The following is a 25,211-nucleotide window of genomic DNA, read 5'->3' as shown; positions in this document are numbered from 1 at the left end:
CGGACGCGCGAGATGGGTGGGGTTGGTCTGCGTATAAGCGTGGGGGAGAAAACTGCTGGCAATGGTAAAATGCCAGGCTTTGTCATTTCTTCAGGAAATGGAATCAGTATATCCTGCCGATTCCTAGGCCTGCCGGCGCTAAAACGCCTAGCGGCCACCCCGATTCCGCGAGTGATCATGAGTTCAATGCCAGCCCAAGACCAAATTTTGGCAAACGCCGTCCGTGCGCTGTCCATGGATGCCGTTCAACAAGCCAATTCCGGCCACCCCGGCGCGCCCATGGGCATGGCCGATATTGCCGAAGCGCTATGGACGCGCCATCTGCGCCATAACCCCAGTGATCCTTCTTGGCCTGGGCGCGACCGCTTCGTGCTGTCGAATGGTCACGGGTCCATGTTGTTATACGCCGTACTGCATCTGTCGGGCTACGACCTGCCCATAGAAGAGCTCAAACGCTTCCGCCAATTGCATTCGCGCACGCCGGGGCATCCCGAGGTCGGCATCACCCCTGGTGTCGAGACCACCACCGGCCCCTTGGGGCAGGGGTTGGCCAATGCCGTTGGTATGGCGCTTGCCGAAGCACTGCTGGCCCAAGAGTTCAATCGTCCTGAGCACGAAGTGGTGCGTCACCACACCTATGCCTTTGTGGGCGACGGTTGCCTTATGGAAGGCATCTCGCACGAGGCATGTTCGTTGGCCGGCACGCTCAAGCTGTCTCGCCTTATTGTGCTTTACGACGACAACGGTATTTCCATAGACGGCAAGGTAGAGCACTGGTTTGGCGATGACACCCCCAAGCGCTTTGAAAGCTACGGCTGGAACGTGCTGCGGGATATCGATGGTCACGATGCCAATGCCGTAGACCAAGCCATTGCGCAGGCCAAGGCGCTGGCAGAAGAGGGCAAGGGCCCCACACTGATTTGCTGCCGCACCGTTATCGGCAAGGGCTCGCCGGGCATGGCGGGTACCGAAAAAGTGCATGGCGCCCCTCTGGGTGCCAAAGAGATCGAAGCTACACGTGCTCAATTGGCTTGGGCACACCCGGCTTTCGAAGTGCCTCAAGAGGTCTATGAGGGCTGGGATGCGCGCGAACGAGGCGGGCAGTACCAGGCCGAATGGCAAGCCCGTTTTGACGCCTATGCCAGCGCTTATCCCGCTGAGGCCGCCGAGTTGACGCGCCGTTTGGCGGGTGAATTGCCGGCTGACTTTGGCGCGCGTATGCAAGCCTATGTCGAGTCTACCGTGCAAAAGGCCGAAACCGTGGCCAGCCGCAAGGCTTCGCAGCACGCACTGACCGCACTGGCTGATATCCTGCCCGAATTGCTAGGCGGGTCGGCTGACCTGACCGGCTCCAACTTCACCGACTGGCCCGGCGTTGGCGCGGTGCGTGCCGGTGAAAACGGCTTGCAGTTTGGTCGTCACATCAACTATGGTGTGCGCGAGTTCGCGATGGCTGCAATTATGAACGGCATGGCCCTGCACGGCGGCTACCTGCCATTTGGCGGTACCTTCCTGACGTTCTCCGATTATTCGCGCAATGCCTTGCGCATGGCGGCGCTGATGAAGCAACGTGTTGTGCACGTTTTCACGCACGACTCCATCGGCCTGGGCGAAGACGGCCCCACGCACCAATCCATAGAGCATGCGGCCAGCCTCAGGCTGATTCCTAATCTTCATGTCTGGCGTCCTTGCGACACCACAGAAACTGCGGTTGCCTGGCAGCAGGCGGTTTCTCGTCCTGCCAGCGTCGGTATGGCTGTCCAAGAAGGCGGCCCCTCAGCTTTGCTGCTGTCGCGTCAAAACCTGCCCTTCGTGGCGCGTGACGCCCAAGCTGTGGCAGGCATTGCACGCGGTGGTTATGTGTTGCGAGACGCGCCTGATGCGCGTGCCATCATCATTGCAACCGGCTCCGAGGTGGCGCTGGCTTTGCAGGCCCAAGAATCATTGGCCGCCAAGGGCGTGGCCGTGCGGGTGGTTTCCATGCCTTGCACGAATGTGTTCGATGCTCAGCCCAAGGCTTGGCGCGAACAAGTATTGCCCAAGGCTTTACCGCGTGTGGCCGTTGAAGCCGGTACTACAGGTGGTTGGTATAAATATGTTGGCCTTGAGGGCGCTGTAGTGGGTATCGACACCTACGGCGAGTCCGCCCCGGCCGGCGTACTTTTCGAACATTTCGGCCTGACTGCCCAGAATGTGGCGGCAGCGGTCGAGCAGGTTTTGAATCAGGAGAATCCATCATGACTATTCGCATTGCGATCAACGGCTATGGGCGCATTGGCCGCGCCGTTCTGTGGGCACACTACGAAAGCGGCAAGCAGCACGACATAGAAATCGTCGCTATCAACTATTCGGGCACCTTGGAATCCAATGTGCACCTGACGCGTTACGACACGGCTCATGGCCGTTTCAACGCCAAGGTTGAAGTGGATGGCGATCACATGGTGGTCAATGGCGATCGCATTCGCCTGTTCTCTACACGCGACCCCGCCGAATTGCCCTGGAAAGAGCTGGGCGTCGACCTGGTCATGGAATGCACGGGCGCCTTTACCAGCAAAGAAAAAGCCTTGGTTCACCTGGAGAGCGGTGCCAAGAAAGTCCTGATTTCCGCGCCCGGTAAAAGCGATGTCGATGCCACCATTGTTTATGGTGTGAACCATCAAGTGCTCAAGGCTACGGATACCGTTGTTTCCAACGCCTCTTGCACCACCAATGGCTTGGCTCCTGTCGTTCAGCCTTTGTTGCGCGAGATCGGTTTGGTGAACGGTTTGATGACGACCATCCACGCCTACACCAACGATCAGGTCTTGACGGACGTGCATCACAAAGACCTGCGTCGGGCACGCTCTGCTTCGATGAACATGGTGCCTACCAAAACGGGTGCTGCTTCGGCGGTGGGCTTGGTTTTGCCCGAAGTCAAAGGCAAGCTGGACGGCTTTGCCATCCGTGTACCCACCATCAACGTGTCGCTGGTGGATCTGTCCTTCGTGGCAGAGCGTGATACCTCGGTGGAAGAAGTCAATGGTCTGCTCAAGGCTGCCGCTGAAGGCCACCTTAAAGGCATTCTTGATTTCACCACCGAGCCGCTGGTTTCCAGCGACTTCAACCACACTTCGGTTTCGGCGACGGTGGATGCAAGCCTGACGCGTGTTTCGGGGCGTTTGGTCAAGGTCGGTGCATGGTATGACAACGAATGGGGCTTCTCCAATCGTATGCTCGATACCGCCGTTGCAATGATGCAGGCCAAGTAAAAGGCACTGGATAAGCAACATGGCAGAGATTCAAACCCTTTCGGCCTTGGCTAGCTCGGGTGCCTTGGCCGGTAAGCGAGTATTCATTCGTTCCGATCTTAATGTGCCTTTTGACGATGCCGGCAAGATCACCGAAGACACTCGCATCCGAGCCTCTTTGCCGGCTATTCGCCTGGCACTTGAGGCAGGCGCCGCCGTCATGGTGACGTCCCATCTGGGGCGGCCCTCCGAAGGTGAACTGTTGTTGTGCGATTCACTGGCACCGGTTGCAGAGCGTCTCAGCAGCCTGCTTGGGCAGCCCGTTCAACTGCTGGCCAATTGGCTGGATGGCGTGCAGATCGAGCCCGGCCAAGTCGTACTGCTGGAAAACTGCCGTTGCAATGTGGGCGAGAAAAAAAACAACGAAGCGCTGTCTCGCAAGATGGCTTCGTTGTGTGACGTGTACGTCAATGATGCGTTTGGCACGGCGCATCGCGCCGAGGCCACCACGCACGGCATTGCCAGGTTTGCCCCTGTTGCTTGTGCCGGGCCTTTGCTTGAGGCCGAACTCGATGCCCTGGGCCGCGCTTTACAGCAGCCCAGTCGGCCCATGGTGGCCATCGTTGCCGGCTCCAAGGTCTCGACCAAGTTATCCATTCTGCAATCCCTGGCAGACAAGGTCGATCAGTTGATCGTGGGCGGCGGCATAGCCAATACCTTCATGTTGGCCCAAGGCTTGCCCATAGGAAAATCTTTGGCCGAGCCCGAGCAAATCGAACAAGCTCGTAAGGTCATGGAAATCATGGCCAAGCGCGGAGCCGAAGTGCCTATCCCGGTTGATGTCGTGTGTGCCAAGACGTTCGCCATCGATGCGCCGGCGCAGGTAAAAGCGGTTCAAGATGTCGAAGCTGATGATCTCATCTTGGATATCGGGCCAAAAACGGCTGCCGCGCTGGCAGCTTTGCTGGAAAATGCGGGTACCATCGTCTGGAATGGTCCGGTGGGCGTGTTCGAGTTTGAAGCGTTCTCAAAGGGCACCGAGGTATTGACCAAGGCGATTGCTCACTCCCCGGCTTTTTCCATTGCTGGGGGCGGCGACACCTTGGCGGCGATTGCCAAATTCGGCGTCGCCGATCAAATCGGCTATATCTCCACGGGCGGCGGTGCCTTCCTGGAGTTTCTCGAAGGCAAGGTTCTGCCGGCCGTTCAGGTCTTGCAAGAACGAGCGCAAGGTTAGTATAGATATGGACACCAAGGTTTCGCAGCGGTCCCACCCAGACGAATTGCGTATCGGTCTGGTGTCCGTCTCCGACCGGGCCTCCAGTGGTCAATACGAAGACGAAGGCATCCCTGCGCTGAAAGCATGGCTGGATGAGACGCTTATCGGCGCGCCTATATATGAGGTACGCGTCATACCGGATAATGCCGAGACGATTTCGGCGATGTTGGTAGAGCTGGTTGACGTGCATCAGTGCGACTTGGTGTTAACCACGGGGGGAACCGGGCCGGCGCGCCGTGATGTCACCCCGGAAGCCACGCTGGCAGTCGCCACGCGTGAAATGCCGGGCTTTGGCGAGCAAATGCGCCAAGTCAGTCTCAAGTTTGTACCTACGGCTATTTTGTCGCGGCAGGTGGCCGTGCTGCGCGAGATCGAAAATCACGCGGCTTTGATCATTAATCTGCCGGGACAGCCCAAGGCCATACGGGAAACGCTTGAAGGCCTGAAAGATGATCAGGGAAATACCATCGTTTCCGGTGTTTTCGCCGCAGTACCGTACTGTATAGATTTGATCGGCGGGCCTTATGTTCAGACGCACGAACACAAGGTCAAGGCTTTCCGTCCCAAGTCGGCGCGGCGTCCGTAGTCCCCCACTGAACCCTCCCGCAGGAGACGCTCATGTCGTCCGCGCAGCCTAACGACATCCCCGCGACTCAAGTCGACAGCGCTTTGCGCATGGGCTTGTCGTCCGTTTTCGATTTGCTGCCCACCAGCTTATTGCTAGAAGACTACAGCCAGCTGAAAATTCTGTTTGATGTCTGGCGAGCACAAGGCGTTACCAATTTGCGGGAACATCTACGCATGAACCCGGAATGCATCACGCAATGTATACAAAGTATGCGTGTACTGCATGTCAATCAATGTACCTTGGATTTGTTCGGTGCCGCTAGCCAAGAAGAGTTGATGTCGCAGTTGGATGTGGTGCTGCGGAACGATACCTTTGATGCCTATATCGGTGAGATCGAGCAATTGTGGCAAGGCCAGACCGGCTTTCATGGGCAAACCGTCAATTACACGCTAGATGGTCGCCGGTTGGACGTCTTGATCAAGGGCAGGCTCTTGCCTGGCTACGAGCACGACTGGTCGCAGGTGTTGGTGCTGCTGGAAGATATTACTGAACAGGAAAACGCCCGCCGCTTGTTGGCTGCCAGCGAGAACTACGCGCGCGGCATCTTCCGGTATGCGCCCGTCTCTTTGTGGGTAGAAGATTTTTCTGCTATCAAGCGGCTGTTGGATGAGTTGCGTAGTCAGGGCATCGTCGACTTTCGTACTTTCATTGATGTGCATCCTGATTTCGTCGAGCGCTGCCTGAGAGAGCTGCGTGTGCTGGACGTTAATCGTCACACTTTGAACCTATTTAAGGCGTCGAGCAAAAAAGAGCTCTTGCGGCGCCAAGTCGAGATGTTTCGCGACGAAACGAACATGACGTTTCGCGAGCAGTTGATAGATCTCTGGGAGGGCAAGCTGTTTCAGCAGCGCGAGGTCATCAATTACGCCCTGGATGGCAGCCTGATCAATTTACATATGCAGTTTTCGGTTCTTGACGGCTACGAGAACGACTGGGGCATGGTGTTGGTGGCCTTGACCGACATCACGGCACGCAAGAAAGCGGAACAGTATCTGGAATATCTGGGTAAACACGATGTTTTGACTCAGCTGAAAAATCGTTCCTTCTTTGTGGATGAGCTGAACCGGCTTAAACGCAAGGGGCCGTTCCCGGTGTCTGCTATTGCCATAGATTTAAACAACCTCAAGGAAACCAACGATGCGCTTGGGCATGCTGCAGGCGACACGCTGTTACGTCGCATGGGCGAGGTTCTGTCTAAAGTCGTCGACGGCGTGAGTCAAGCCTCGCGTCTGGGTGGCGACGAATTCATCGTTTTACTGCCAGGCACCGGTGCCAAGAAAGCACGACAAGTCTGCGATGTCATCAAGCAGCTCATCGCCATGAGCAATCAGTATCATGTGGGCACCCCGCTCAGTGTTGCCTTGGGTATGGCGACTTGTACGGACGGCAAGGATATGGATGACATGCTGCGCGAAGCAGACATGGCTATGTACGAAGATAAGCGTCAATATCAGGCCACGCCTGGCGGTGCTGTGCCAGAGTAAGTGGCTATCGCCCCTGAAGGGGCAGTCCATCGGGTAAAATCCTCCTTTTACTTGTTCTAATACTGGAGGACCTTTCATGGCCCTTGTTTCCTTGCGCCAGCTGCTGGATCACGCCGCCGAGCACGGCTACGGCATTCCGGCCTTCAACGTCAACAACCTCGAACAGGTCCAGGCGATCATGGAGGCAGCGCACGAAACCGACAGCCCGGTCATCATGCAAGCTTCGGCCGGCGCCCGCAAGTATGCTGGTGAAGGTTTCCTCAAACATCTGATCCAGGCCGCCGTTGAAAGCTATCCCCACCTGCCCGTCGTCATGCACCAAGACCACGGTCAGTCTCCCAAAATCTGCCAAGGCGCCATCGATCTGGGCTTTTCCAGCGTCATGATGGACGGCTCCCTGGAAGCGGATGGTAAAACCATCGCCGATTACGAGTACAACGTTGATGTGACTCGTCAGGTGGTGCAAATGGCCCACAAGTTGGGCATTACCGTCGAGGGCGAACTGGGCTGCCTGGGCTCTCTTGAAACCATGCAAGGCGACAAAGAAGATGGTCACGGCGCCGAAGGCACCTTGAGCATGGAGCAGCTGTTAACCGATCCGGAACAAGCCGCCGATTTTGTGCGCCAAACCCAGCTTGATGCCTTGGCCATTGCCATCGGCACCAGCCACGGCGCCTACAAGTTTTCGCGCAAACCCACGGGCGACATCCTTTCCATTAAGCGCATCAAAGAGATTCACGCCCGCTTGCCCAATACCCATTTGGTCATGCATGGCAGTTCCAGCGTGCCGCAAGAGCTCTTGGCCGAAATCCGTGCTTTCGGTGGCGACATGAAAGAAACCTACGGTGTGCCCGTAGAAGAAATTCAAGAAGCCATTAAATACGGCGTGCGCAAGATCAATATCGACACCGATATTCGTCTGGCCATGACTGCTGCAATCCGCCGTTTCCTGGCCGAGAACCCTGCCAAGTTCGATCCGCGCGAATATCTTAAGCCTGCCAAGCAAGCCGCCAAGGAAATCTGCCTGCAGCGCTACCAAGAATTCGGTACTGCCGGTCACGGTAGCAAGATCAAACCTATCGCACTCGACGAAATGGCTAAACGCTATGCTTCGGGCCAGTTGGCTCAGCAGGTGCAATAAAAATGCAGGCTTTGCACCAATCCAGCATCCAGTCCTTGCCCTTGCTTGCGCGTGGCAAGGTGCGCGACATGTATGCGGTGGGTGATGACCAATTACTCATCGTTGCCTCCGACCGCATTTCAGCGTTCGACGTCATTCTTGACGACCCGATTCCAGGCAAAGGGGCAGTGCTGACCCAGCTCACCGACTTCTGGTTGGGTAAGTTGGGCCATATTGTGCCTAATCACAGCACGGGTATTGATCCCGTCGACGTCGTGGCGCCCTCCGAGCGTGATCAGGTCGTAGGGCGGGCGGTAGTGGTCAAGCGTCTGCAGCCCGTACTCATAGAAGCCGTGGTGCGCGGCTACATTATCGGATCGGGCTGGAAAGACTATCAAGCCAGCGGAAAAATATGCGGCGTGGCCTTACCGGCGGGTCTTCATCTTGCCGGGCGTTTGCCTGAACCCATCTTTACCCCGGCGGCAAAAGCCGAAGTGGGCGAACACGACGAGAACGTCAGTTTCGAACACGTGGAAAGCGTTATCGGTAGCGCACTGGCCCAAGAGATCCGCAAGGTGTCGCTGGCGCTTTATGCCGCTGCGGCAGACTACGCCTCGTCCAAAGGCATCATCATTGCAGACACCAAATTTGAGTTTGGCCTGGATGCCCAAGGTAAGCTGCATTTGATGGATGAAGTCCTGACGCCTGACTCCTCACGGTTTTGGCCTGCCGACCAATACCAAGAGGGCATCAGTCCCCCTTCGTTCGATAAGCAATTTGTGCGCGACTGGTTGGAAGCCCAGCCTTGGGGCAAAACAGCGCCTGCGCCGCGCCTGCCTGCCGAGGTGATCGAGAAGACCGCCGCCAAGTACCGCGAGGCGCAAGATCGCCTGGTCGGCTAGTCTCAGAGTAGATCATCATGTCAGATATCGCTAAATCTGCTACGCCCTCCACCGATAGCAAACCGCTGGTGGGCATCATCATGGGTTCTTCCAGCGATTGGGATGTCATGCGCAATGCGACCCAAATTCTGGATGAGTTCGATGTGCCCTACGAAACCCGTGTGGTTTCGGCGCATCGCATGCCTCTTGATATGGTCGAGTATGGTGCTCAGGCCGGCCCTCGAGGCTTGCGTGGCATCATTGCCGGTGCAGGGGGGGCAGCCCATTTGCCCGGCATGATGGCTGCGCTGACCTCGGTGCCGGTTTTTGGTGTGCCTGTTCCCTCGCGCTATTTGCGCGGAGAGGATTCTTTGCTCTCTATCGTGCAGATGCCCAAGGGCGTGCCCGTGGCCACCTTTGCTATTGGCGAGGCCGGGGCGGCAAATGCCGCATTGCATCTTATCGCTTGCATGGCGGTTACCGACGAGCCTCTGCGCATCCGACTCGAGGCGTTCCGAGCGCGGCAAACCCAGGCAGCGCGCGACATGATCGTGCCGCCACCCGCTGTCAACTAGAGACTCATTCATGGCTACGAATTCCCACGAGGCGTCCTCCAACGAGGGAGGGTCCTCTTCCGCCCTTGCTTCAGCCACGCAATCCATTTTGATGCCGGGCAGTTGGCTAGGCATGATGGGGGGAGGCCAACTGGGGCGCATGTTCTGCCATGCGGCGCAAAGCATGGGCTACCGTGTAGCCGTGCTTGAGCCACAGGCGGCCTGTCCTGCCGGTGCGGTGGCCGATCATCACATCCAAGCCGGCTATGCCGATCAACAAGGCCTGGACGCCTTGGCCAGGCAGTGCGGCGCCGTCACGGTCGAGTTCGAGAACGTGCCGGCTGACAGCCTGGCTTATTTGGGCGGGCATCTGCGCGTGGCACCGGGGGCATATGCCGTCGCCATTGCACAAGACCGCCTGGCTGAAAAAGATTTTTTCACCCGCGCAGGCGTGCCGGTTGCTCCGTATGCGCCGGTCTTGACCCCAGCAGACATCGAAACCCTGCCCGATACGCTTTTCCCGGGTATCTTAAAATCTGCTCGCTTGGGTTACGACGGTAAGGGGCAAGTACGGGTCAACGACCGAGAGCAGCTTTTGCAGGCTTGGCGAGAGTTGGGCGGCGTACCTTGTGTGCTGGAAGCGCGGCTGGCTCTGGCCTCCGAGTGGTCAGTGGTGTTGGCGCGTGATTCGCTGGGGCACAGCGTGGCTTATACGCCTTCCTGCAACACCCACATAGACGGTATCTTGGCTGTTTCCTGGGTTGATGACGCGCGTGTCTCTTCCCGCTTGCGCGACACCTTGCAGTCGTCCGCAAAGGCTATCGCAGACGCATTGGACTACGTGGGCGTGTTGTGCGTCGAGTTTTTCGAGCTACAGGATGGCCGCCTGATTGCTAACGAGATGGCGCCTAGGCCGCACAACAGCGGCCACTACACCATTGATGCCTGTCGTAGCAGTCAGTTCGAACAACAGGCGCGGGTCATGGCAGGCATGCCTTTGGGGGATCCGGCCTGCTTATGTCCTTCCGTCATGCTCAATGTATTGGGCGATGTTTGGTTTGACGAGTCCGGTACCATGCGAGAACCTGACTGGGCTGCCGTCTTGGCGGTACCCGGGGCCAAACTTCATTTGTATGGCAAAGAAGAGGCGCGTCATGGCCGAAAAATGGGCCACATCACCCTATTGGGTGACACGGGCGAACAAGCCTGGGCGGCGGCCCGCCAGGTTGCCACCATTTTGGGCATCGCCCTAGAGGTCTGATTATCATGGCGGCCCAGCTCACTGACGATATCGAACGGGCGGCACGGCGTTTATACGAAGGGGGTTTGGTCGCCTTTCCTACCGAGACCGTTTATGGTTTGGGGGCTGACGCAAGCAATCCTACTGCTGTCAGCCAAGTCTACGAAGCCAAGCACCGCCCCAGTGGGCATCCGCTTATTGTGCATGTGGCGCCAGGTGCAGCCCTTGAAGACTGGGCGGGCGCCGTGCCCGAAGCCGCCCACTTGCTGATAGAGGCTTTCTGGCCAGGCCCTTTGACTTTGATTCTGCCGCGGGCCGAACGCGTCTCGCTGGCCGTTACGGGTGGGCAAGCCTCTGTAGGCTTGCGTTGTCCGGCACATCCCGCCGCTCAAGCTTTGCTGACTCGTTTTGCCCAACTTAAGCAGGAGCCTGCCGGCGTGGTTGCGCCGTCTGCCAATCTGTTCGGGCAGGTTTCGCCAACCACGGCAGCTCATGTGCTCTCAGAGTTTTCAACGTCCAGTCATGACATTCTCGTGCTGGATGGCGAGCCCTCTGAGGTGGGTATAGAGTCGACCATTGTTGATGTGTCGCGCTTAGATCAAGGCATGGGTCCCGTGCTGTTGCGCCCAGGGCACGTGACGCAGGCACAGCTGGAAACCGTATTGGGCGTGCCTGTACACGCGCCAGATTTTGCCGCCCCCCGGGTGTCGGGTTCGCTCAAGGCGCATTACGCACCGCGTACGCCTTTGCGTGTATTGCCGCGTAGCGAGCTGTTAAAAATTCTGCAGGCCTGGCCTTCACAGGCCGGTCGTGTGGCGGTCTGGTGCTTTGACCCCAAGGGTATGCCAGCCTCTGGTGCCATCGACCTGGCGCCTGCCCCTACGCATCCGCAAGCCTATGCGCGGCAGCTCTATGCGCAGCTTCGTGCTCTGGATGAAACGGGAAACTACGCCTGCCTGCTGCTAGAGCAGCCACCTGCGGGCGCTGAGTGGGCAGGGGTGGCTGATAGGTTAGGGCGGGCTGCAGCCGCTTTCGAATAAGCCCCCAGAGCGGAATTCCCAGCCTTGGCCTGCCAGTTTTAGGCTGAGGTGGGGCGCTGCCAGGCCAACAGTTCAAGTTTGGGTGTCTATGGCAGGCGTCATACGCCCAAGATTGACCTCTATCCAGTCGGCCAGCGCTTGCACATGCTTGGCCGCTTCGTGCCCGAGCGGCGTCAAAGAGTATTCCACATGTGGTGGAACCACCTTATAAGCCTTGCGAGCGACTATACCGTCGGCTTCCAGCCATTGCAGGGTTTGAGCCAGCATGCGCTCGCTGACACCCCCTATGCCGCGGCGCAGATCGCTGAAGCGCTGTGTACCGGGCAGCAGGGCGATCAATATCAAGACACCCCACCGGCTGGTTAAATGACGCAGGATCTCCCGGGAGGGGCAGGCGGCAGCCATTAAGTCACCCCTTTGGAGTTTGCCCGACAGTGTGGGTGCTTGGCTGCCATTGGCAGCAGAGGGGACGACGCTGTCACCGGCTTGGCTGATTTCGTTCATCTTCATACTTACGTTTATGTGCGTACTTACTAAAAATAAGTAAAGGTATTACAGTATAGCTGTCACCGAGTCGTAATACCATTCTAAGGAGTTCAAGATGACTATCGCCGTAACCGGGGCTACCGGTCAATTGGGTCGCCTCGTAATAGAACAACTCAAGCGTAAGCTTGCCGCTGACGAGCTTGTCGCTTTGGTACGCTCGCCCGAAAAGGCAGCTGACCTAGGCGTCGCCGCTCGCCAAGCGGACTACAGCCAACCCGGGCAACTACAAACCGCCTTGGCCGGCGTTGACACACTGTTGTTGATTTCTTCCAGCGAGGTGGGCCAGCGCGTCCCGCAGCACCAGAATGTACTGGAGGCGGCGAAACTGGCAGGAGTCAGGCGGGTGGTGTACACCAGTTTGCTGCATGCCGATACCTCGCCGCTTAGTTTGGCGGCAGAGCATGTGCAAACCGAGGCTGCGATCAAAGCCTCCGGCCTGAGCTATACCTTGCTACGCAATGGTTGGTATACCGAAAACTACACGGGAGCGATTCCCGGCGCCTTAGCCGCTGGGGCTTTGGTGGGGAGCGCAGGCAACGGTCGTATTGCTTCTGCAACACGTGCGGATTACGCAGAGGCGGCAGCCGTCGTGCTGACTACGTCTGGGCATGAAGGAAAAACTTACGAGCTGGCGGGTGATCAAGCCTGGACATTGGCGGATTTGGCTGCTGAGGTCTCGCGTCAAGTGGGGCGTGAGATCCCCTATCAAAATCTACCTGAAGCGGAATACGCCAAAATCCTTGAAAATGTGGGCTTGCCGCAGGCTTTAGCGGCGGCGATCGCGTCTTGGGATGTCGGCGCCTCCGAAGACGCCTTATTTGATGACGGTAAGCAGTTATCTGTGCTGATAGGTCGTCCTACAACGCCCTTAAGCGAAGCGGTGCGCGTGGCGTGCCAGTAAACGGCGCAAGACAGGGCTGAGTCCCTGGACCAGCGGGAAACCGGGAGTACGCCGGTTTCCCGCTAGGTGTTTCAAGCGGGCTTGTGGCTCAAGCCCGCATTCTTAAACACCCAGGTAACGAGTCAGTAGCTCGGTGTTTTGCGCCAGGGTCACGCTATCGCGTGTTTCCACTACGTGCCCTTTTTCCAGAACCACGCAGCGATCAGTGTGCGCCAATACCTTGCGGTAGTTGCGGTCTACGATCAGGGTTGCCACGCCGGCCTCGCGGATAGTGGCGATAATGCGCCAGATTTCTGCCACGATGATAGGGGCCAAACCTTCTGTTGCCTCATCCAGGATGAGTACGTCGGGGTTGGTCATCAGTGCACGACCAATAGCCAGCATCTGTTGTTCGCCACCCGACAGCTGCTGGCCGCCATGGCTCAAGCGTTCCGTTAACCTTGGGAAGGTTTCCATGACGCGTTCGTAGGTCCAGTCTTGGCGACCATCGAAACCTGGGCGGGCGGCAACCAGCAGGTTTTCGCGTACGTCCAGGTTAGGGAAGATGCCTCGGCCTTCAGGAACATAGGCCACGCCCATGCGTGCAATTTGATGAGGGGCGGGCTGCGAGCGTGAGCGCCCGCGGTATTGAACGTGTCCGCGTGTGGGCGTGATGTGCCCCATCAGCGTACGGATGAGGGTGGTCTTTCCCATGCCGTTACGGCCTAGCAGCCCTACTGACTCACCCGGTTGTATGGCGATGTCCACGCCAAACAGGATATGGCTGGCACCATAATACGTGTGCAGGCCTTCTGCCTGTATAAGGGCGGTCATTCGTCGTCTCCGAGATAGGCAATTTGCACTTGCGGGTCGTTGCGGATAGCGTCGGGGTCGCCGTGGGCGATGACGGTACCGTTAACCATGACGGTGATAATGTCAGCGATACGGAAGACGGCTTCCATATCGTGTTCGATCAGAAGGATGGCGTGCTCGGCTTTCAGGGTAGCTAGCAGGTCGAGCATGCGTTCGGTTTCTTCGGGGCCCATGCCGGCCAGAGGTTCGTCAAGCAGCAGCACTCTAGGATGAGTCGCCAGGCTCATGGCGATCTCCAGCTGACGCTTGGCTCCGTGTGACAGCAAGCCGGCTGTGCGAGTGGCTTCGTTTTCGAGGCCTGCAAGCGCCAGGGCGCGGTCAGCGGCACTATTGCTTTCTTTACAGTGACTGGCGGGTTGAAACCAGCGCCAGAAATGCTGGTGATTGGCTTGTGCGGCAATCCGGCAGTTCTCGTGCACGGTAAGGCTGGGGAAGATGGTCGTGCGCTGGTAGCTGCGGCCCATGCCGGCTTGTGCACGGCGAGGTTGCGGCCATTGCGTGATGTCGTTGTTGCCCATCATGATGCGGCCCTCGTTGGGAGGAATCTCGCCAGAGAGCACGCTGACCAAGGTGGACTTGCCTGCGCCGTTAGTACCAATGACGGCGTGAACGGTACCTTGCGTCAGTGTCAACGACACGTTATTGATGGCGGTAAGCCCGCCGAAGCGGCGCGTGATATTGCTTGCGGTGAGTAATGCTTGGCTCATGATGCAGAGTCCTGTGCTGCGCTGGCGGCGCGCAGTTGCGCCTTACGGGCGCGGCGCGTGCGCAGTTGTTCGGGTAGGCCGGTGAGCCCGTTGGGCAGCAGGGCAACCAGGGCGATGATGGCCAGGCCATAGGGCAGGTGCCAGTTCTTGGCGAACTCGCCGAATATCGATTGCGACTGGAAGAGTTCTTGCAGCATGGTCAGTACCACGGCCCCGATGATGGCGCCCCAGAGACGGCCACTACCGCCCAGAATGACCATCAGCAATACCAGGCCCGATTGCTCCCAGGCCATGAGTTCGGGGTTAACGTAGCCATCTTTAGCTGCGTACAGAAAGCCGGCTACGCCGGCCAGCGCGGCAGCGATGATGTAGGCTGTTAGCTTGTAGCCAAAGGTTGAGAACCCTGCTGCGCGCATACGTTGTTCGTTGACGCGGATGCCGGTAAGCGCGGCACCGAAGCGAGAGCGCATGAGTACGGCTAAAAAGGCCCACGACAGCAGCAAGCAGCCTAGTACGAACAGGTAAAACACATAGGCGTTGTCGATGTTCAGGAGAGTCCAATCGCCTATGCGTAGTTCGGGACGGAAGTACAGGTAGATCCCGTCAGTACCACCACCTACCTTGGTGTCGTGGAACACGTAATAGGCCATCTGTGCGAAGGCCAGTGTCACCATGATGAAGTAGATGCCCTTGGTGCGCAGCGCCAGGGCCCCGGTAACAGCTGCGTAGGCCATCGTGACGATCAAGGCGCCTGCCAGCAACACGAAGAAGTTGCCGGCGCCGGTGTCGGGGGTGAGCAGCGTCACAAAATACGCTGCAATGCCGAAAAAGGCCGCGTGGCCCAAACTGACCAAACCGGTTCCGCCCACCAGCAATTGCAGGCTGAGCGCGAACAGGGCGTAGATCATTATTTTGACCGTCAGACTCGCGTAATAGTCGGTGGTAAAAAATGGCAGCACAGCGACTAGGCCGATCAGTATCAGCAGCAGAAGGCCGCGTAAGGTATTTTGCATGGTGTTCAGCCCTGTTTGAACAGCCCTTCGGGCTTGAAAAGAAGAATGGCAGCCATCAGTAGGTAAACCAGCACGCCGGCGGCGGCTGGGAACAGAATTTGACCGAAGGTGTCAACGAAGCCGACCAGCATGGCGGCCAGAAACGCGCCTCGGATAGAGCCTATGCCACCGATAACCACCACCACAAAGCAGATGATGAGTACGGATTGGCCCATGCCGGGATAGACCGAAGACACCGGTGCCGCGATGGCGCCGGCAAGCGCTGCAAGGGCTACGCCCATGGCAAACACAATACGGAACAAACGGTTGATGTCTATACCCAGCGAGTTGATCATCTCGCGGTTGCTGGCGCCCGCACGTATCATCATGCCCAGCCTGGTACGGGTGAGTACCCAGTACAGCAAGCCCGCCACGATAATGCACACCACCGATATGAAGAGCCGGTAGATGGGATATGTCATGACGTCTGCCAGCGAAATCGAACCCTGCAGCCAAGCGGGGATGGGAACGCCATGCACGTCGTTACCCACGAGCAGACTACGCAGCTCTTCGAAGACCAGGATGAGGCCGAAGGTCATGAGCACCTGCTGGAGATGGTCGCGATGGTACAGATAGCTATAAAAGGCCCATTCGAGGAAGTAGCCTAGTATGGCCGCCAGCGCGACGCACGCCAGCAGGGTCAGAACGAAGCTCTCGCCGGCATACTGGGAGATCAGGGGCTGTAAAGCGAAAGCCATGTAGGCCCCGATCATGTAAAAGCTGCCATGTGCGAGATTGATGATGCCCATGATGCCGAAAATGAGCGTCAAGCCGCTGGCCACGAGGAACAGCAGCAGGCCATACTGGATGGCATTCAGGCACTGGATCAGGAAAATGATCGGGTCCACAGGAACTCCTTGATTACTACGGGATTACAGCTTGCAGCCGCGAGCGGGGTCGGCCAAGTCCTTGACGGCAATACCCTTGTTCACGTTCTGTGTGCCTTGAACTTCACGCAGATACATGTCTTGCACGGGGTTGCCGGCGGCGGACAGTTTGAACGTGCCGCGTGGGCTGTCGATGGTGGCGTCACGCATGGCGTCGCGCATGGCGTCTTTCTTGGTAACGTCGCCGTCTACGGCTTTCAGGCCGGCGGCCAGAAGCTGAGCAGCGTCGTAACCTTGGACGGCGTAGACGTCAGGCGGCAAGGCCGGGAAGTTCTTGCTGTAGCTTTCACGGAAGGCATTGTCGCGTTCGGTATTCAAGCCGTCGGCGTAATGCAGCGTGGTCAGCAGGCCTTGGGCAGACTCGCCTTGGGCTTCCAAGGTGCCGTCAGTCAGGAAGCCGCTGCCCAGCAAGGGGATGGTCTTGTTCAAGCCGGCTGCGTAGTAATCTTGCACGAATTTGACAGCACCGCCGCCTGCAAAGAAGGTATAAACAGCATCAGGCTTGGTCGCTGCGATTTCGGTCAGCAGCGGCTGGAATTCCACGTTGGGGAAGGGCAGAGTCAAGTGCTTAACGACTTTGCCACCCCCTTTTTCAAAGGATTCTTTGAAGCCGTCGGTAGATTCTTTACCTGCAGCGTAGTTCCAGGAAATGGTGATCGCTGTTTTATGGCCTTTGTCGAGTGCCACAGGGCCCATGGCATAGCCAGGTTGCCAGTTCGAGAACGAAGAACGGAAGATGTTCTTGCTGCACAGAGGACCGGTGATGGCATCGGCGCCGGCGTTAGGGATGATCAGCGTGGTGTCGGAATCTTTGGCAGCTTTGGCCAAAGCCATGGCGACGCCGGAGTGTACCGTGCCAACCAATACATCGACCTGGTCGCGCTGTACCAAACGATTGGCGTTTTCCGGGCCCTTCGAGGGGTTGGATTCGTCATCGACCTTGAAGTATTCAACTTCTTGGCCAGCCAGTTTGCCGCCTTGCTCTTGTACATACAGCTTGAAGCCGTTTTCGATGGCTTCGCCCAGCTTGGCGTAGGTGCCGCTGTAAGGCAGCATGAAACCGACCTTGACGACGGCATGGGCTTGACCTGCGGCGCCCAAGGCGAAAAAGGCGGCCAGGGCCGTATAGGTGAAAGTTTTCTTCATTGTCTGCTCCTGTTGGTAGTAGGGGGTAAGTATTGTGGTTTTGTCCCGGGATATGTCAGCTACTGAAGCTGGCGTAAAAAATCCTGGACGTTAAGAACGACAGCGTTCGTCTGATCTTTATGGGGTGAATGTCGACAGTTGGCTAGAATACAGGGCTGTGCGTGAGACACAAGCCGGACTATCCCTTGGATTTGCGCCAAAGTGCCGTACTCGTCGTCCTCGCCCTGGATGGCCAGAACGGGGCAGCGAATTTGAGGCAGGTAAGGCTCGATGTTCCAGTGACGGAACTCGGGATTCAGCCAGACGTCGTTCCAAGCACGGAAGGTGGCGTCGGCATCCTGATGGAATTTGCCCAGACGTGAGGGCAGGTCGGTGTTCGCATAGGCAATGCGGGCGGCTTCTATGCTGGCGATGGTGATGTCCTCCACAAATATGTGGGGCGCCGCCACCACGATGCCTTTGACAGCATCTGGGTATAGGGCGGCGTACAGCAAAGCAATGGAGGCGCCGTCGCTGTGGCCGTAAAGCACAGGACGTTCGTTTTGCAGGCCCAGCTCGGCCAGCAAAGCGGGCAAAGCCTCGATGGCCTGCTCGTGCATATACGATACTGGCCAATTTTCGTCGGCTGCTTTGGGCGTGCTGCCACCGTAACCGTAACGCGAATACACCAAGCCGCGCGTTTGCGTAGCGGCACAGAGTAGCTCGGGAAAGTCACGCCACATCGCGACCGATCCTAGGCCTTCATGTAAAAAGACAATCAGATCGGCGTCGCGTTTTTCGGCGTTGATCAACTTATATTCGATGTCGATCAGACGCCTTTGCATGGAGATGCGAGTCAGCGCAGCAGCCTTGTTTGTCATCGTTTGCCCCATGGCGTTTACCTGGCTCTAGCCTTAATCCTCGGACTGTTGACGCAGGCGGAAGCGTTGGATCTTGCCTGTAGCGGTTTTGGGCAGATCGTCGACGAAATGAATGGCGCGAGGATACTTGACCGGGGTCAATTGAGATTTGACGAATGCCTGGAGCTCCACCTGCAGGGCGTCGCTGGCTTGTTGGCCGCTGCGCAGCACCACGTAAGCAGCTGTTTTGGTAAGGCCTTGATGATCAGTAACTCCAATGACGGCGGCTTCCAATACAGCCGCGTGCTGAATAAGCACGTTCTCGACCTCAATGGGCGAAACATATTGGCCGCTGACCTTGATCATGTCGTCGCTGCGACCCGAGTAGGTGTAGTAACCGTCTTCGTCGCACACGTACTTGTCGCCGCTTTTAACCCAGTCGCCCAAGAACGTTTGGCGGGTTTTTTCGCGGTTGTTCCAATACATCAAAGCGGCGCTGGGGCCTTTGATATAAAGGTCGCCGATGACGCCCGCAGGAAGAGGCTGGCCGTGATCGTCGCGCAACTCCACTTCGTAGCCGGGCACGGCCTTACCGGTGGTGCCATAGCGCAGATCATCCAGCCGGTTCGAGAGGAAGATATGCAACATTTCGGTCGAACCTATGCCGTCCAGAATGTAGCAGCCAAATTGCTGTGAGAAACGGTCGCCGATGTCTTTGGGCAAGGCCTCGCCTGCCGATGCACAGATGCGCATGGCGACTTGTTCTTTGCTTGGCATGTCGGCATAAGCCAACATGGCGGCATACAAAGTCGGTACGCCGCAGAATACGGTGGGTTTGTGATCAACCAAGCGCTTGTAGACGGCGGCAGGCGTTGGGCGCTCGGCCATGAGTACCGTGGTGGCACCAACCGCCAGCGGGAAGGTCAAGGCGTTGCCCAGGCCATACGCGAAAAACAGCTTAGCGGCCGAAAACACGATGTCGTCTTCACGCACGCCCAGAACGGGCTTGCCGTAGAGTTCGGCGGTATGCCAAAGGTTGGCATGGGTGTGCACGACGCCTTTGGGCTTGCCAGTGGAGCCCGACGAGTACAACCAGAAAGCAATTTCGTCGGCCAACGTTGGGGTAGCGGGGACGGGCTGGGCTTTAGACATCAGCGCTTCCAGCGCCAGTGTGCCTGCCGGCAAGGCCTGCTCGGGACGAGCGACGATGACGTGCTCGACTTCGTGGCGCGCCTCGCTCATGGCTTCTTGTATGGTTTCCAGCAACGGCCCCGAAATGAACACGGCACGGCTGCGGCTGTGCTCGAGCATGTAGGCGTAGTCTTGCGGGGGCAGCATGGTGTTGATGGCTACCGGCACGATACCAGCGTGCAGCGCGCCCAGAAAGACGACCGGCCAGTCATTGGTATCGTGCAGGGAGAGCAGAATGCGCTCTTCGCGACGTATACCCAGTTGACCCAGCAAGTCGGCAAAACGAGCGACCTGATCGGCCAGCTGACCATAGGTCAGGGTGCCTTGATCGTCGATGTAGGCGGCTTTATCAGCGCGGGACGCATTGGTCTCGGTAATGAACTGTGCAAAGTTGAATTGTTCGGGGCAGGCTTGCATGGAAGGGTTGTCTCCGGCTGCGATGGGAAGGGCGCGGGCACGCCACGCGCCCGCTACTTCATGACTTTATTTTGTGGGGTTCAGTCGGTCGATGACGGCTGGCGGGGCCTGAACGGCCGCTAAACGATGGTAGAAGGCGAGAGCACGCAGACCACCAAGCTCTTGACCGCCACCGGCGCGACCGGGGCCGCCGTGGTTGGACTGAGGCATGGCGTTGCCGTGGCCGGTTTGAACCTTGGCCACACTTTCGTTCACCAAGTGAACCCGGCCATGACTCTCAGCCAACTGTACAGCGGCCTCGAACAGGAAGTCGGTGTCTTCGCCATAGACGGAAGCTACCAAAGAGCCCTGGCCGCGTCGTGCCAAAGCGAAAGCGTGATCTGCATCGCGATAAGGCATCAGGGTGGCCACAGGGCCAAACACTTCCATGTGATGGACCAGGGGGTGGGTGTCGGGATCGCGCACGCCAAAAAGCATGGGGGGCACGCAGGCGTGTTGATCACCCTCGACCTTGAGGGTGCTTTGCGTGCGACCATCGAACAGCGTGTCGCAGGCACCAGCCAGTTGTTCTATGCCTTGCTTGATGGCTTTGCACTGGCTGGGGCTGACCAAACTGCCCATGCGCACGCCTTCAAGACGCGGATCACCTACCACTACGCCAGCCAGTTTGGCGGCAATGGCTTGAGCGGCCTGCTCATATAAAGCTTCGGGCACCAGAATGCGGCGGATTGCCGTACATTTCTGACCGGACTTGATAGTCATCTCGCGGACGACTTCGCGTACAAGCAAGTCCAGGCCTGTGCCTTTAGGGTCAAGGATGGCGCTGTTCACGCTGTCGGTTTCAGCGTTGAAGCGCACGCCGTCCAGACGGATGCGGGGATGTCGGCGCAGCTCGGCGGCGGTGTCGGCCGAGCCCGTAAACGAGACCACGTCCAGGGTATCAAGGGCGTCCAGCATACCTTCTGGGCGACCGCAAATGATGTTCAGGCTACCGTTGGGCAAGATGTCAGCTTCGATGACGTCCTTGACCATCTCATGAGTGAGCCATGCGGTTGCGCTGGCTGGTTTGACTACCACGGGTACCCCGGAGAGCAGGGCGGGGGCGGCTTTTTCCCAAAGGCCCCAGGCGGGGAAGTTAAAGGCATTGATGAAGAGTGCCAGGCCGCGAACAGGGACTTGAATGTGTTGGCTGGCGTAGGCGTTGTCGCGTGCCAGTGCATCGCTCGCGCCGTCGGCGCGCCATTGGGTGTCGGTAAGGCGCGAGCCAAGTTTGGCGTAATAGCCCAGGGTGTAGAAACTGCCATCTACGTCGACGGCCGTGTCGTTGGCGACGGTGCCGGAGTTTTGCAGCGAGATATCGTAGTATTTGTCGCGGTTAGCTTGCAGAACCTGGCTGATCTTTGCCAGCAAACCGGCGCGCTCAGCGTAAGTCATGGCGCGCAATGCGGCGCCGCCTTGCTCGCGGGCATAGCGGTATCCCGCAGCCAAGTCCAGGCCTTGAGCGCCTAAAGCGGCCAAAGGGGTGCCAAGTACGGGGTCTACCAGTACGGCGTCTTGGCCTTGGCCATTCTGCCAACGGCCTTCCAGATAGTTTGCAAGCGTTTTCATAGTTTCAGTTGTCCAGGGCTGGAAGCGGCTGTTCTGCTACCGGATGTAAATGGATTGGAGGTGGAGGGCAGCCGGCTTAGAGGGATCAGTGGCGAGTGAACTCGATCTTGCCTTCGGGCAGCAAGTACAGCACAAGGGCACGCCCTTTTGAGACAGTAGGGCTATGGGCCGAGTCAGGGCCGTAAACCAGCCAGCCGGCCGGGTTGCCGTCGAACTCTGCCGTCTCGTCCAGAGGCATGATCAGATCGATTTCGCCATTTGGGTGGCGATGGTGGGGGCCTGCAATGTCTTGCATGTCGACGACATCGACCGAGTAACCGTTGATGGCTGGAGTGGGTTTGATGACGCGTCCGTAACGCACGCCGCCGCCTTCGTACTGGCACATCCAGCCTTCGCTGATGCCTGTACGACAGGTGTCGAAAATACGCTCGTAGACCTCGCCCTTACAGGGGAAGCGCTCATTCAGTTGCGCTTGCAGGGAACGGTCGAGCGGCTTGTCGCCGATGAAATCGGTTATTTCCTGGATCAGGGTCTGGAATTTTTCGATTTGGCTCATGGGGGCTTCCTATTACGGGAGGTCGGCGCTTACACTAGCGCAGAATCAGCGCGTGCAGACACCGATGGACCTCATCTACATCTTTTGTCACCCACTTAGGGCAGAAGGAGGAAAAGTAGGCCTTTTGTTTCCGTCTGTCAAGCACTATAATGCATACCGAGCCATTTCCTAGGGTTTATCTGGGTGAAAAATAAATCACAAAACGTGAATGACACGATTGCGGTGTCCTTGGCGGAGGCAGACAAGGATAGTTATCTGTTCGCTTTGGGCGAACGGGTGCGCCGGTTACGCGCTCGGCGTGGAATGACGCGCAAGGAACTCGCCGTTGCGGCCAGCGTCTCTGAGCGTCATCTGGCTAATCTCGAGCGCGGCATGGGTAACGTGTCGGTGCTGGTGCTGCTGCAGATTACCAAGGCATTTAACTGTGAAATGGCGGAGCTGGTGGGCGACGTCACGACTTCGTCGCCAGAATGGCTGCTCATCCGCGAATTGCTCATCAATCGCAGCGAGGCCGATTTGCAGCGGGCACGTGAGCATCTTTCCGAGTTGTTTGCCGGTCAATCCGCTGCACAGCCACGCGATCGCATGCGCCAGATTGCTTTGGTTGGTTTGCGTGGCGCTGGCAAATCCACCTTGGGTCGTCTGCTGGCCGAAGATATCGGTTATCCCTTCATCGAACTCAGTACCGAAATCGAGCGTGTCGCCGGTTGCGGCATTCTCGAAATACATAGTCTTTACGGGCCCACGGCCTATCGTCGTTACGAGCGTCGTGCGCTCGAAGAGGCGCTTCAGTTATACCCTGATATGGTGTTGGCAACGCCAGGGGGCTTGGTATCCGAACCGGCCACCATGAACTTGATGCTGACCCATTGCTACAGCATTTGGTTGAAAGCTTCACCCGAAGACCACATGGCCCGCGTTCAGGCTCAGGGTGACTTCCGGCCCATGGCGGGTAATAGCGAGGCCATGGACGACTTGCGCCGCATTTTGGCCAGTCGCGAGGCTTTCTATTCCAAGGCGGATTTCGTTTGCTCTACCAGCCAGCCTGGTGGCCTGGAGGCTACCTTTGTTCAATTGCGCACCCATGTGCGCGAGTTGGTAGGCTTGCCTGCATAGGGCAAAAAGGGCGGCGGCGTGAGGTTTTTTGCTCTTGCCCCATTCACATGCATGAAACTGCACGAAGGTGCATGCAGTGATAATGCATTTTTATGCATGAAATGGCTTGACCTGATGTTTTGTTGGCATTATCATGCATCCTGCACACCCATCTGGCGTGATGTCAAGCCGTCAGGCTGAGCCAGATCCAGCCATCAAGGAGACCTCTCATGAATCAAGCTGTCAATGCCAATGCCGAACAAAATGCGGCTACGCGTGTTGATTTTCGCACCGACCCCAGCCAATACAAACATTGGAAACTGACGTTCGACGGCCCCGTTGCCACTTTGGCAATGGATGTATCCGAAGACGGTGGCCTGCGCCCGGGCTACAAGCTTAAGCTCAACTCCTATGACCTGGGTGTTGACATCGAATTGCACGACGCTGTGCAACGCATCCGTTTCGAACACCCTGAAGTTCGCACGGTTGTCATGACCAGCGCCAAGGACCGGATTTTCTGTTCCGGTGCCAATATTTTCATGCTCGGCTTGTCTTCCCACGCCTGGAAGGTCAATTTCTGCAAATTCACCAACGAAACCCGTAACGGTCTCGAAGACTCCAGTCGCTACAGCGGCCTGAAGTTCATCGCAGGCGTTAACGGTGCTTGCGCCGGCGGCGGCTACGAGTTGGCCTTGGCTTGCGACGAAATTCTGTTGGTGGATGACCGTTCCTCCGCTGTGTCGCTGCCTGAAGTTCCCCTGCTGGGCGTTCTGCCTGGTACTGGTGGGCTGACACGCGTCACCGACAAGCGCAAAGTGCGTCACGACCGTGCCGACATTTTCTGCACCCTGGTCGAGGGTGTGCGCGGTCAACGTGCCAAAGACTGGCGTTTGGTCGATGAAGTCATCAAACCCGCCCAGTTCGCTGAAAGCGTGCAAAAGCGTGCGCTTGAATTGGCTGCCCAGAGCGACCGTCCTGCCGATGCCAAGGGTGTTCAACTGACGCCAGTGCAGCGCACCGATTCTGCCGATGGCTTGGAATACCAATTCGTCAGCGTTCAAATCGATCGTAGCAAGCGTCTGGCTAACATCACGGTGCGTGCGCCTGAAAACGTACCTTCCAGCCTCGAAGATATCCTGGCTCAAGGTGTGGCTTGGTGGCCGCTGCAAGTTGCACGCGAACTTGACGACGCTATCTTGCAACTGCGCACCAACGAACTGGAAATCGGTACGTGGGTGTTCCGTACGCAGGGCGATGCTGCCAAGGTCCTGGCTGCTGACGCTACGCTGGTTCAATACGCTGATAACTGGTTCGTTCGTGAAACCACGGGCATGCTGCGCCGTACGCTGGCTCGCCTCGATGTCACCTCGCGTTCCTTGTTTGCCCTGATCGAGCCCGGTTCGTGCTTTGTCGGTACTTTGCTTGAATTGGCCTTGGCTTGCGACCGCAGCTACATGCTGGACGATCCCGATGCCGAACAGCCCGCCAGTATCGCTGTTGACGAAATCAACTTCGGCACCTTCCCGATGGTGACTGCGCAAAGCCGCATTGCACGCCGCTTCTACGAAGAAGACGAGGCCATCAACGCCATCAAGGCAACCCTGGGCAAACCCCTGTCGGCCAACGAGGCCGAAGCCCTGGGTCTGGTCACCTATGCAATGGACAGCCTGGATTGGGAAGACGAACTGCGCATCATGTTCGAAGAGCGCGCTGCTTTGTCACCCGACTCCTTGACCGGCCTTGAAGCCAACTTGCGTTTCAACTCCAAGGAAACCATGGAGACCCGTATCTTCGGTCGTCTGTCCGCATGGCAGAACTGGATTTTCTATCGTCCGAACGCATCGGGCGATAAAGGGGCCCTGAAGTTGTACGGCAAGGGCGAAAAACCCAGCTTCGACTGGAACCGTGTCTAACGCTGGTAAGGCATTGCGCGCCGCCCCGTGCGGCGCGTCCCTTCATTA

Annotated in this window: 23 protein-coding genes; 13 read left to right on the top strand and 10 right to left on the bottom strand. The window is 57.8% G+C overall.

The genetic code is table 11. The features are described 5' to 3' along the window. Positions 1-177: 177 nt before the first annotated feature. The 10 genes from tkt (at position 178) to H0484_RS12620 (ending at position 11,453) form a co-directional block, all read left to right on the top strand. Positions 178-2,241, top strand: coding sequence for a transketolase (tkt, locus tag H0484_RS12665; protein WP_226955002.1), 2,064 nt, complete (start codon positions 178-180; stop codon positions 2,239-2,241). Then, the gene (gene gap, locus H0484_RS12660; RefSeq protein WP_226955001.1) at positions 2,238-3,248 is read left to right on the top strand and encodes a type I glyceraldehyde-3-phosphate dehydrogenase; all 1,011 of its coding nucleotides are present in this window, start codon (positions 2,238-2,240) and stop codon (positions 3,246-3,248) included. The genes tkt and gap overlap by 4 nt, the downstream gene beginning before the upstream one ends. A 19-nt stretch (positions 3,249-3,267) precedes the next feature. Next, positions 3,268-4,464 carry a phosphoglycerate kinase gene (locus H0484_RS12655; RefSeq protein ID WP_226955000.1) on the top strand — a complete coding sequence of 399 codons (1,197 nt, stop codon included), beginning with the start codon at positions 3,268-3,270 and terminating at the stop codon, positions 4,462-4,464. Between the two features lie 7 nt (positions 4,465-4,471). After that, positions 4,472-5,092 carry a molybdopterin adenylyltransferase gene (gene mog / locus H0484_RS12650; protein ID WP_226954999.1) on the top strand — a complete coding sequence of 207 codons (621 nt, stop codon included), beginning with the start codon at positions 4,472-4,474 and terminating at the stop codon, positions 5,090-5,092. A gap of 32 nt (positions 5,093-5,124) precedes the next feature. Then, entirely contained in the window at positions 5,125-6,618 is a 1,494-nt protein-coding gene (locus H0484_RS12645; RefSeq protein ID WP_226954998.1) for a sensor domain-containing diguanylate cyclase, read from the top strand. Between the two features lie 76 nt (positions 6,619-6,694). After that, entirely contained in the window at positions 6,695-7,759 is a 1,065-nt protein-coding gene (gene fba, locus H0484_RS12640) for a class II fructose-bisphosphate aldolase (protein WP_226954997.1), read from the top strand. Positions 7,760-7,761: 2 nt separating this feature from the next. Beyond that, positions 7,762-8,640, top strand: coding sequence for a phosphoribosylaminoimidazolesuccinocarboxamide synthase (locus H0484_RS12635; protein ID WP_226954996.1), 879 nt, complete (start codon positions 7,762-7,764; stop codon positions 8,638-8,640). Positions 8,641-8,657: 17 nt separating this feature from the next. Beyond that, positions 8,658-9,194 carry a 5-(carboxyamino)imidazole ribonucleotide mutase gene (purE, locus tag H0484_RS12630; RefSeq protein ID WP_226954995.1) on the top strand — a complete coding sequence of 179 codons (537 nt, stop codon included), beginning with the start codon at positions 8,658-8,660 and terminating at the stop codon, positions 9,192-9,194. Between the two features lie 10 nt (positions 9,195-9,204). Then, positions 9,205-10,434, top strand: a complete 1,230-nt coding sequence (locus H0484_RS12625) for a 5-(carboxyamino)imidazole ribonucleotide synthase (protein ID WP_226954994.1) — start codon at positions 9,205-9,207, stop codon at positions 10,432-10,434. A gap of 5 nt (positions 10,435-10,439) precedes the next feature. After that, complete coding sequence (locus tag H0484_RS12620) at positions 10,440-11,453, top strand: L-threonylcarbamoyladenylate synthase (RefSeq protein ID WP_226954993.1); 1,014 nt, start codon at positions 10,440-10,442, stop codon at positions 11,451-11,453. 72 nt (positions 11,454-11,525) lie between these two features. Here H0484_RS12620 and H0484_RS12615 read toward each other — a convergent pair whose 3' ends face one another. Next, the gene (locus tag H0484_RS12615; RefSeq protein ID WP_226955031.1) at positions 11,526-11,858 is read right to left on the bottom strand and encodes a winged helix-turn-helix transcriptional regulator; all 333 of its coding nucleotides are present in this window, start codon (positions 11,856-11,858) and stop codon (positions 11,526-11,528) included. A 196-nt stretch (positions 11,859-12,054) separates the two neighbouring features. On the opposite strand from H0484_RS12615, the gene H0484_RS12610 reads away from it, so the two are divergent. Then, on the top strand, positions 12,055-12,900 hold the full coding sequence (locus tag H0484_RS12610; RefSeq protein WP_226954992.1) for an SDR family oxidoreductase: 846 nt from the start codon (positions 12,055-12,057) through the stop codon (positions 12,898-12,900). Between the two features lie 102 nt (positions 12,901-13,002). Here H0484_RS12610 and H0484_RS12605 read toward each other — a convergent pair whose 3' ends face one another. From H0484_RS12605 to H0484_RS12565, 9 genes are all read right to left on the bottom strand, one after another. Continuing rightward, positions 13,003-13,713 carry an ABC transporter ATP-binding protein gene (locus H0484_RS12605; RefSeq protein ID WP_226954991.1) on the bottom strand — a complete coding sequence of 237 codons (711 nt, stop codon included), beginning with the start codon at positions 13,711-13,713 and terminating at the stop codon, positions 13,003-13,005. Further along, complete coding sequence (locus H0484_RS12600; RefSeq protein ID WP_226954990.1) at positions 13,710-14,459, bottom strand: ABC transporter ATP-binding protein; 750 nt, start codon at positions 14,457-14,459, stop codon at positions 13,710-13,712. Before H0484_RS12600 ends, H0484_RS12605 begins: the two co-directional genes overlap by 4 nt. Further along, positions 14,456-15,472, bottom strand: coding sequence for a branched-chain amino acid ABC transporter permease (locus H0484_RS12595; RefSeq protein ID WP_226954989.1), 1,017 nt, complete (start codon positions 15,470-15,472; stop codon positions 14,456-14,458). The genes H0484_RS12600 and H0484_RS12595 overlap by 4 nt, the downstream gene beginning before the upstream one ends. A 5-nt stretch (positions 15,473-15,477) precedes the next feature. Next, positions 15,478-16,359 (bottom strand): branched-chain amino acid ABC transporter permease, encoded by an 882-nt coding sequence (locus H0484_RS12590; protein ID WP_226954988.1) that lies wholly within the window; start codon positions 16,357-16,359, stop codon positions 15,478-15,480. A 24-nt stretch (positions 16,360-16,383) separates the two neighbouring features. After that, entirely contained in the window at positions 16,384-17,544 is a 1,161-nt protein-coding gene (locus tag H0484_RS12585; protein ID WP_226954987.1) for an ABC transporter substrate-binding protein, read from the bottom strand. Between the two features lie 59 nt (positions 17,545-17,603). Next, positions 17,604-18,416 (bottom strand): alpha/beta fold hydrolase, encoded by an 813-nt coding sequence (locus H0484_RS12580; protein WP_226954986.1) that lies wholly within the window; start codon positions 18,414-18,416, stop codon positions 17,604-17,606. A 21-nt stretch (positions 18,417-18,437) separates the two neighbouring features. Then, positions 18,438-19,991 (bottom strand): benzoate-CoA ligase family protein, encoded by a 1,554-nt coding sequence (locus H0484_RS12575; protein WP_226954985.1) that lies wholly within the window; start codon positions 19,989-19,991, stop codon positions 18,438-18,440. Positions 19,992-20,057: 66 nt separating this feature from the next. Beyond that, entirely contained in the window at positions 20,058-21,599 is a 1,542-nt protein-coding gene (locus H0484_RS12570; RefSeq protein ID WP_226954984.1) for a 3,4-dehydroadipyl-CoA semialdehyde dehydrogenase, read from the bottom strand. Between the two features lie 85 nt (positions 21,600-21,684). Next, positions 21,685-22,155 carry a DUF4863 family protein gene (locus H0484_RS12565; protein ID WP_226954983.1) on the bottom strand — a complete coding sequence of 157 codons (471 nt, stop codon included), beginning with the start codon at positions 22,153-22,155 and terminating at the stop codon, positions 21,685-21,687. Between the two features lie 204 nt (positions 22,156-22,359). On the opposite strand from H0484_RS12565, the gene H0484_RS12560 reads away from it, so the two are divergent. Then, the gene (locus H0484_RS12560; RefSeq protein WP_226954982.1) at positions 22,360-23,271 is read left to right on the top strand and encodes a helix-turn-helix transcriptional regulator; all 912 of its coding nucleotides are present in this window, start codon (positions 22,360-22,362) and stop codon (positions 23,269-23,271) included. Positions 23,272-23,480: 209 nt separating this feature from the next. Next, entirely contained in the window at positions 23,481-25,163 is a 1,683-nt protein-coding gene (gene boxC, locus H0484_RS12555) for a 2,3-epoxybenzoyl-CoA dihydrolase (RefSeq protein ID WP_226954981.1), read from the top strand. The last annotated feature ends 48 nt before the right edge of the window (positions 25,164-25,211 follow it).

This window comes from Mesopusillimonas faecipullorum (genome assembly GCF_020539505.1).
In the GTDB taxonomy this organism is placed as follows: Bacteria; Pseudomonadota; Gammaproteobacteria; order Burkholderiales; family Burkholderiaceae_B; genus Mesopusillimonas; species Mesopusillimonas faecipullorum.
This window is presented reverse-complemented; position numbering and strand designations above follow the sequence as displayed.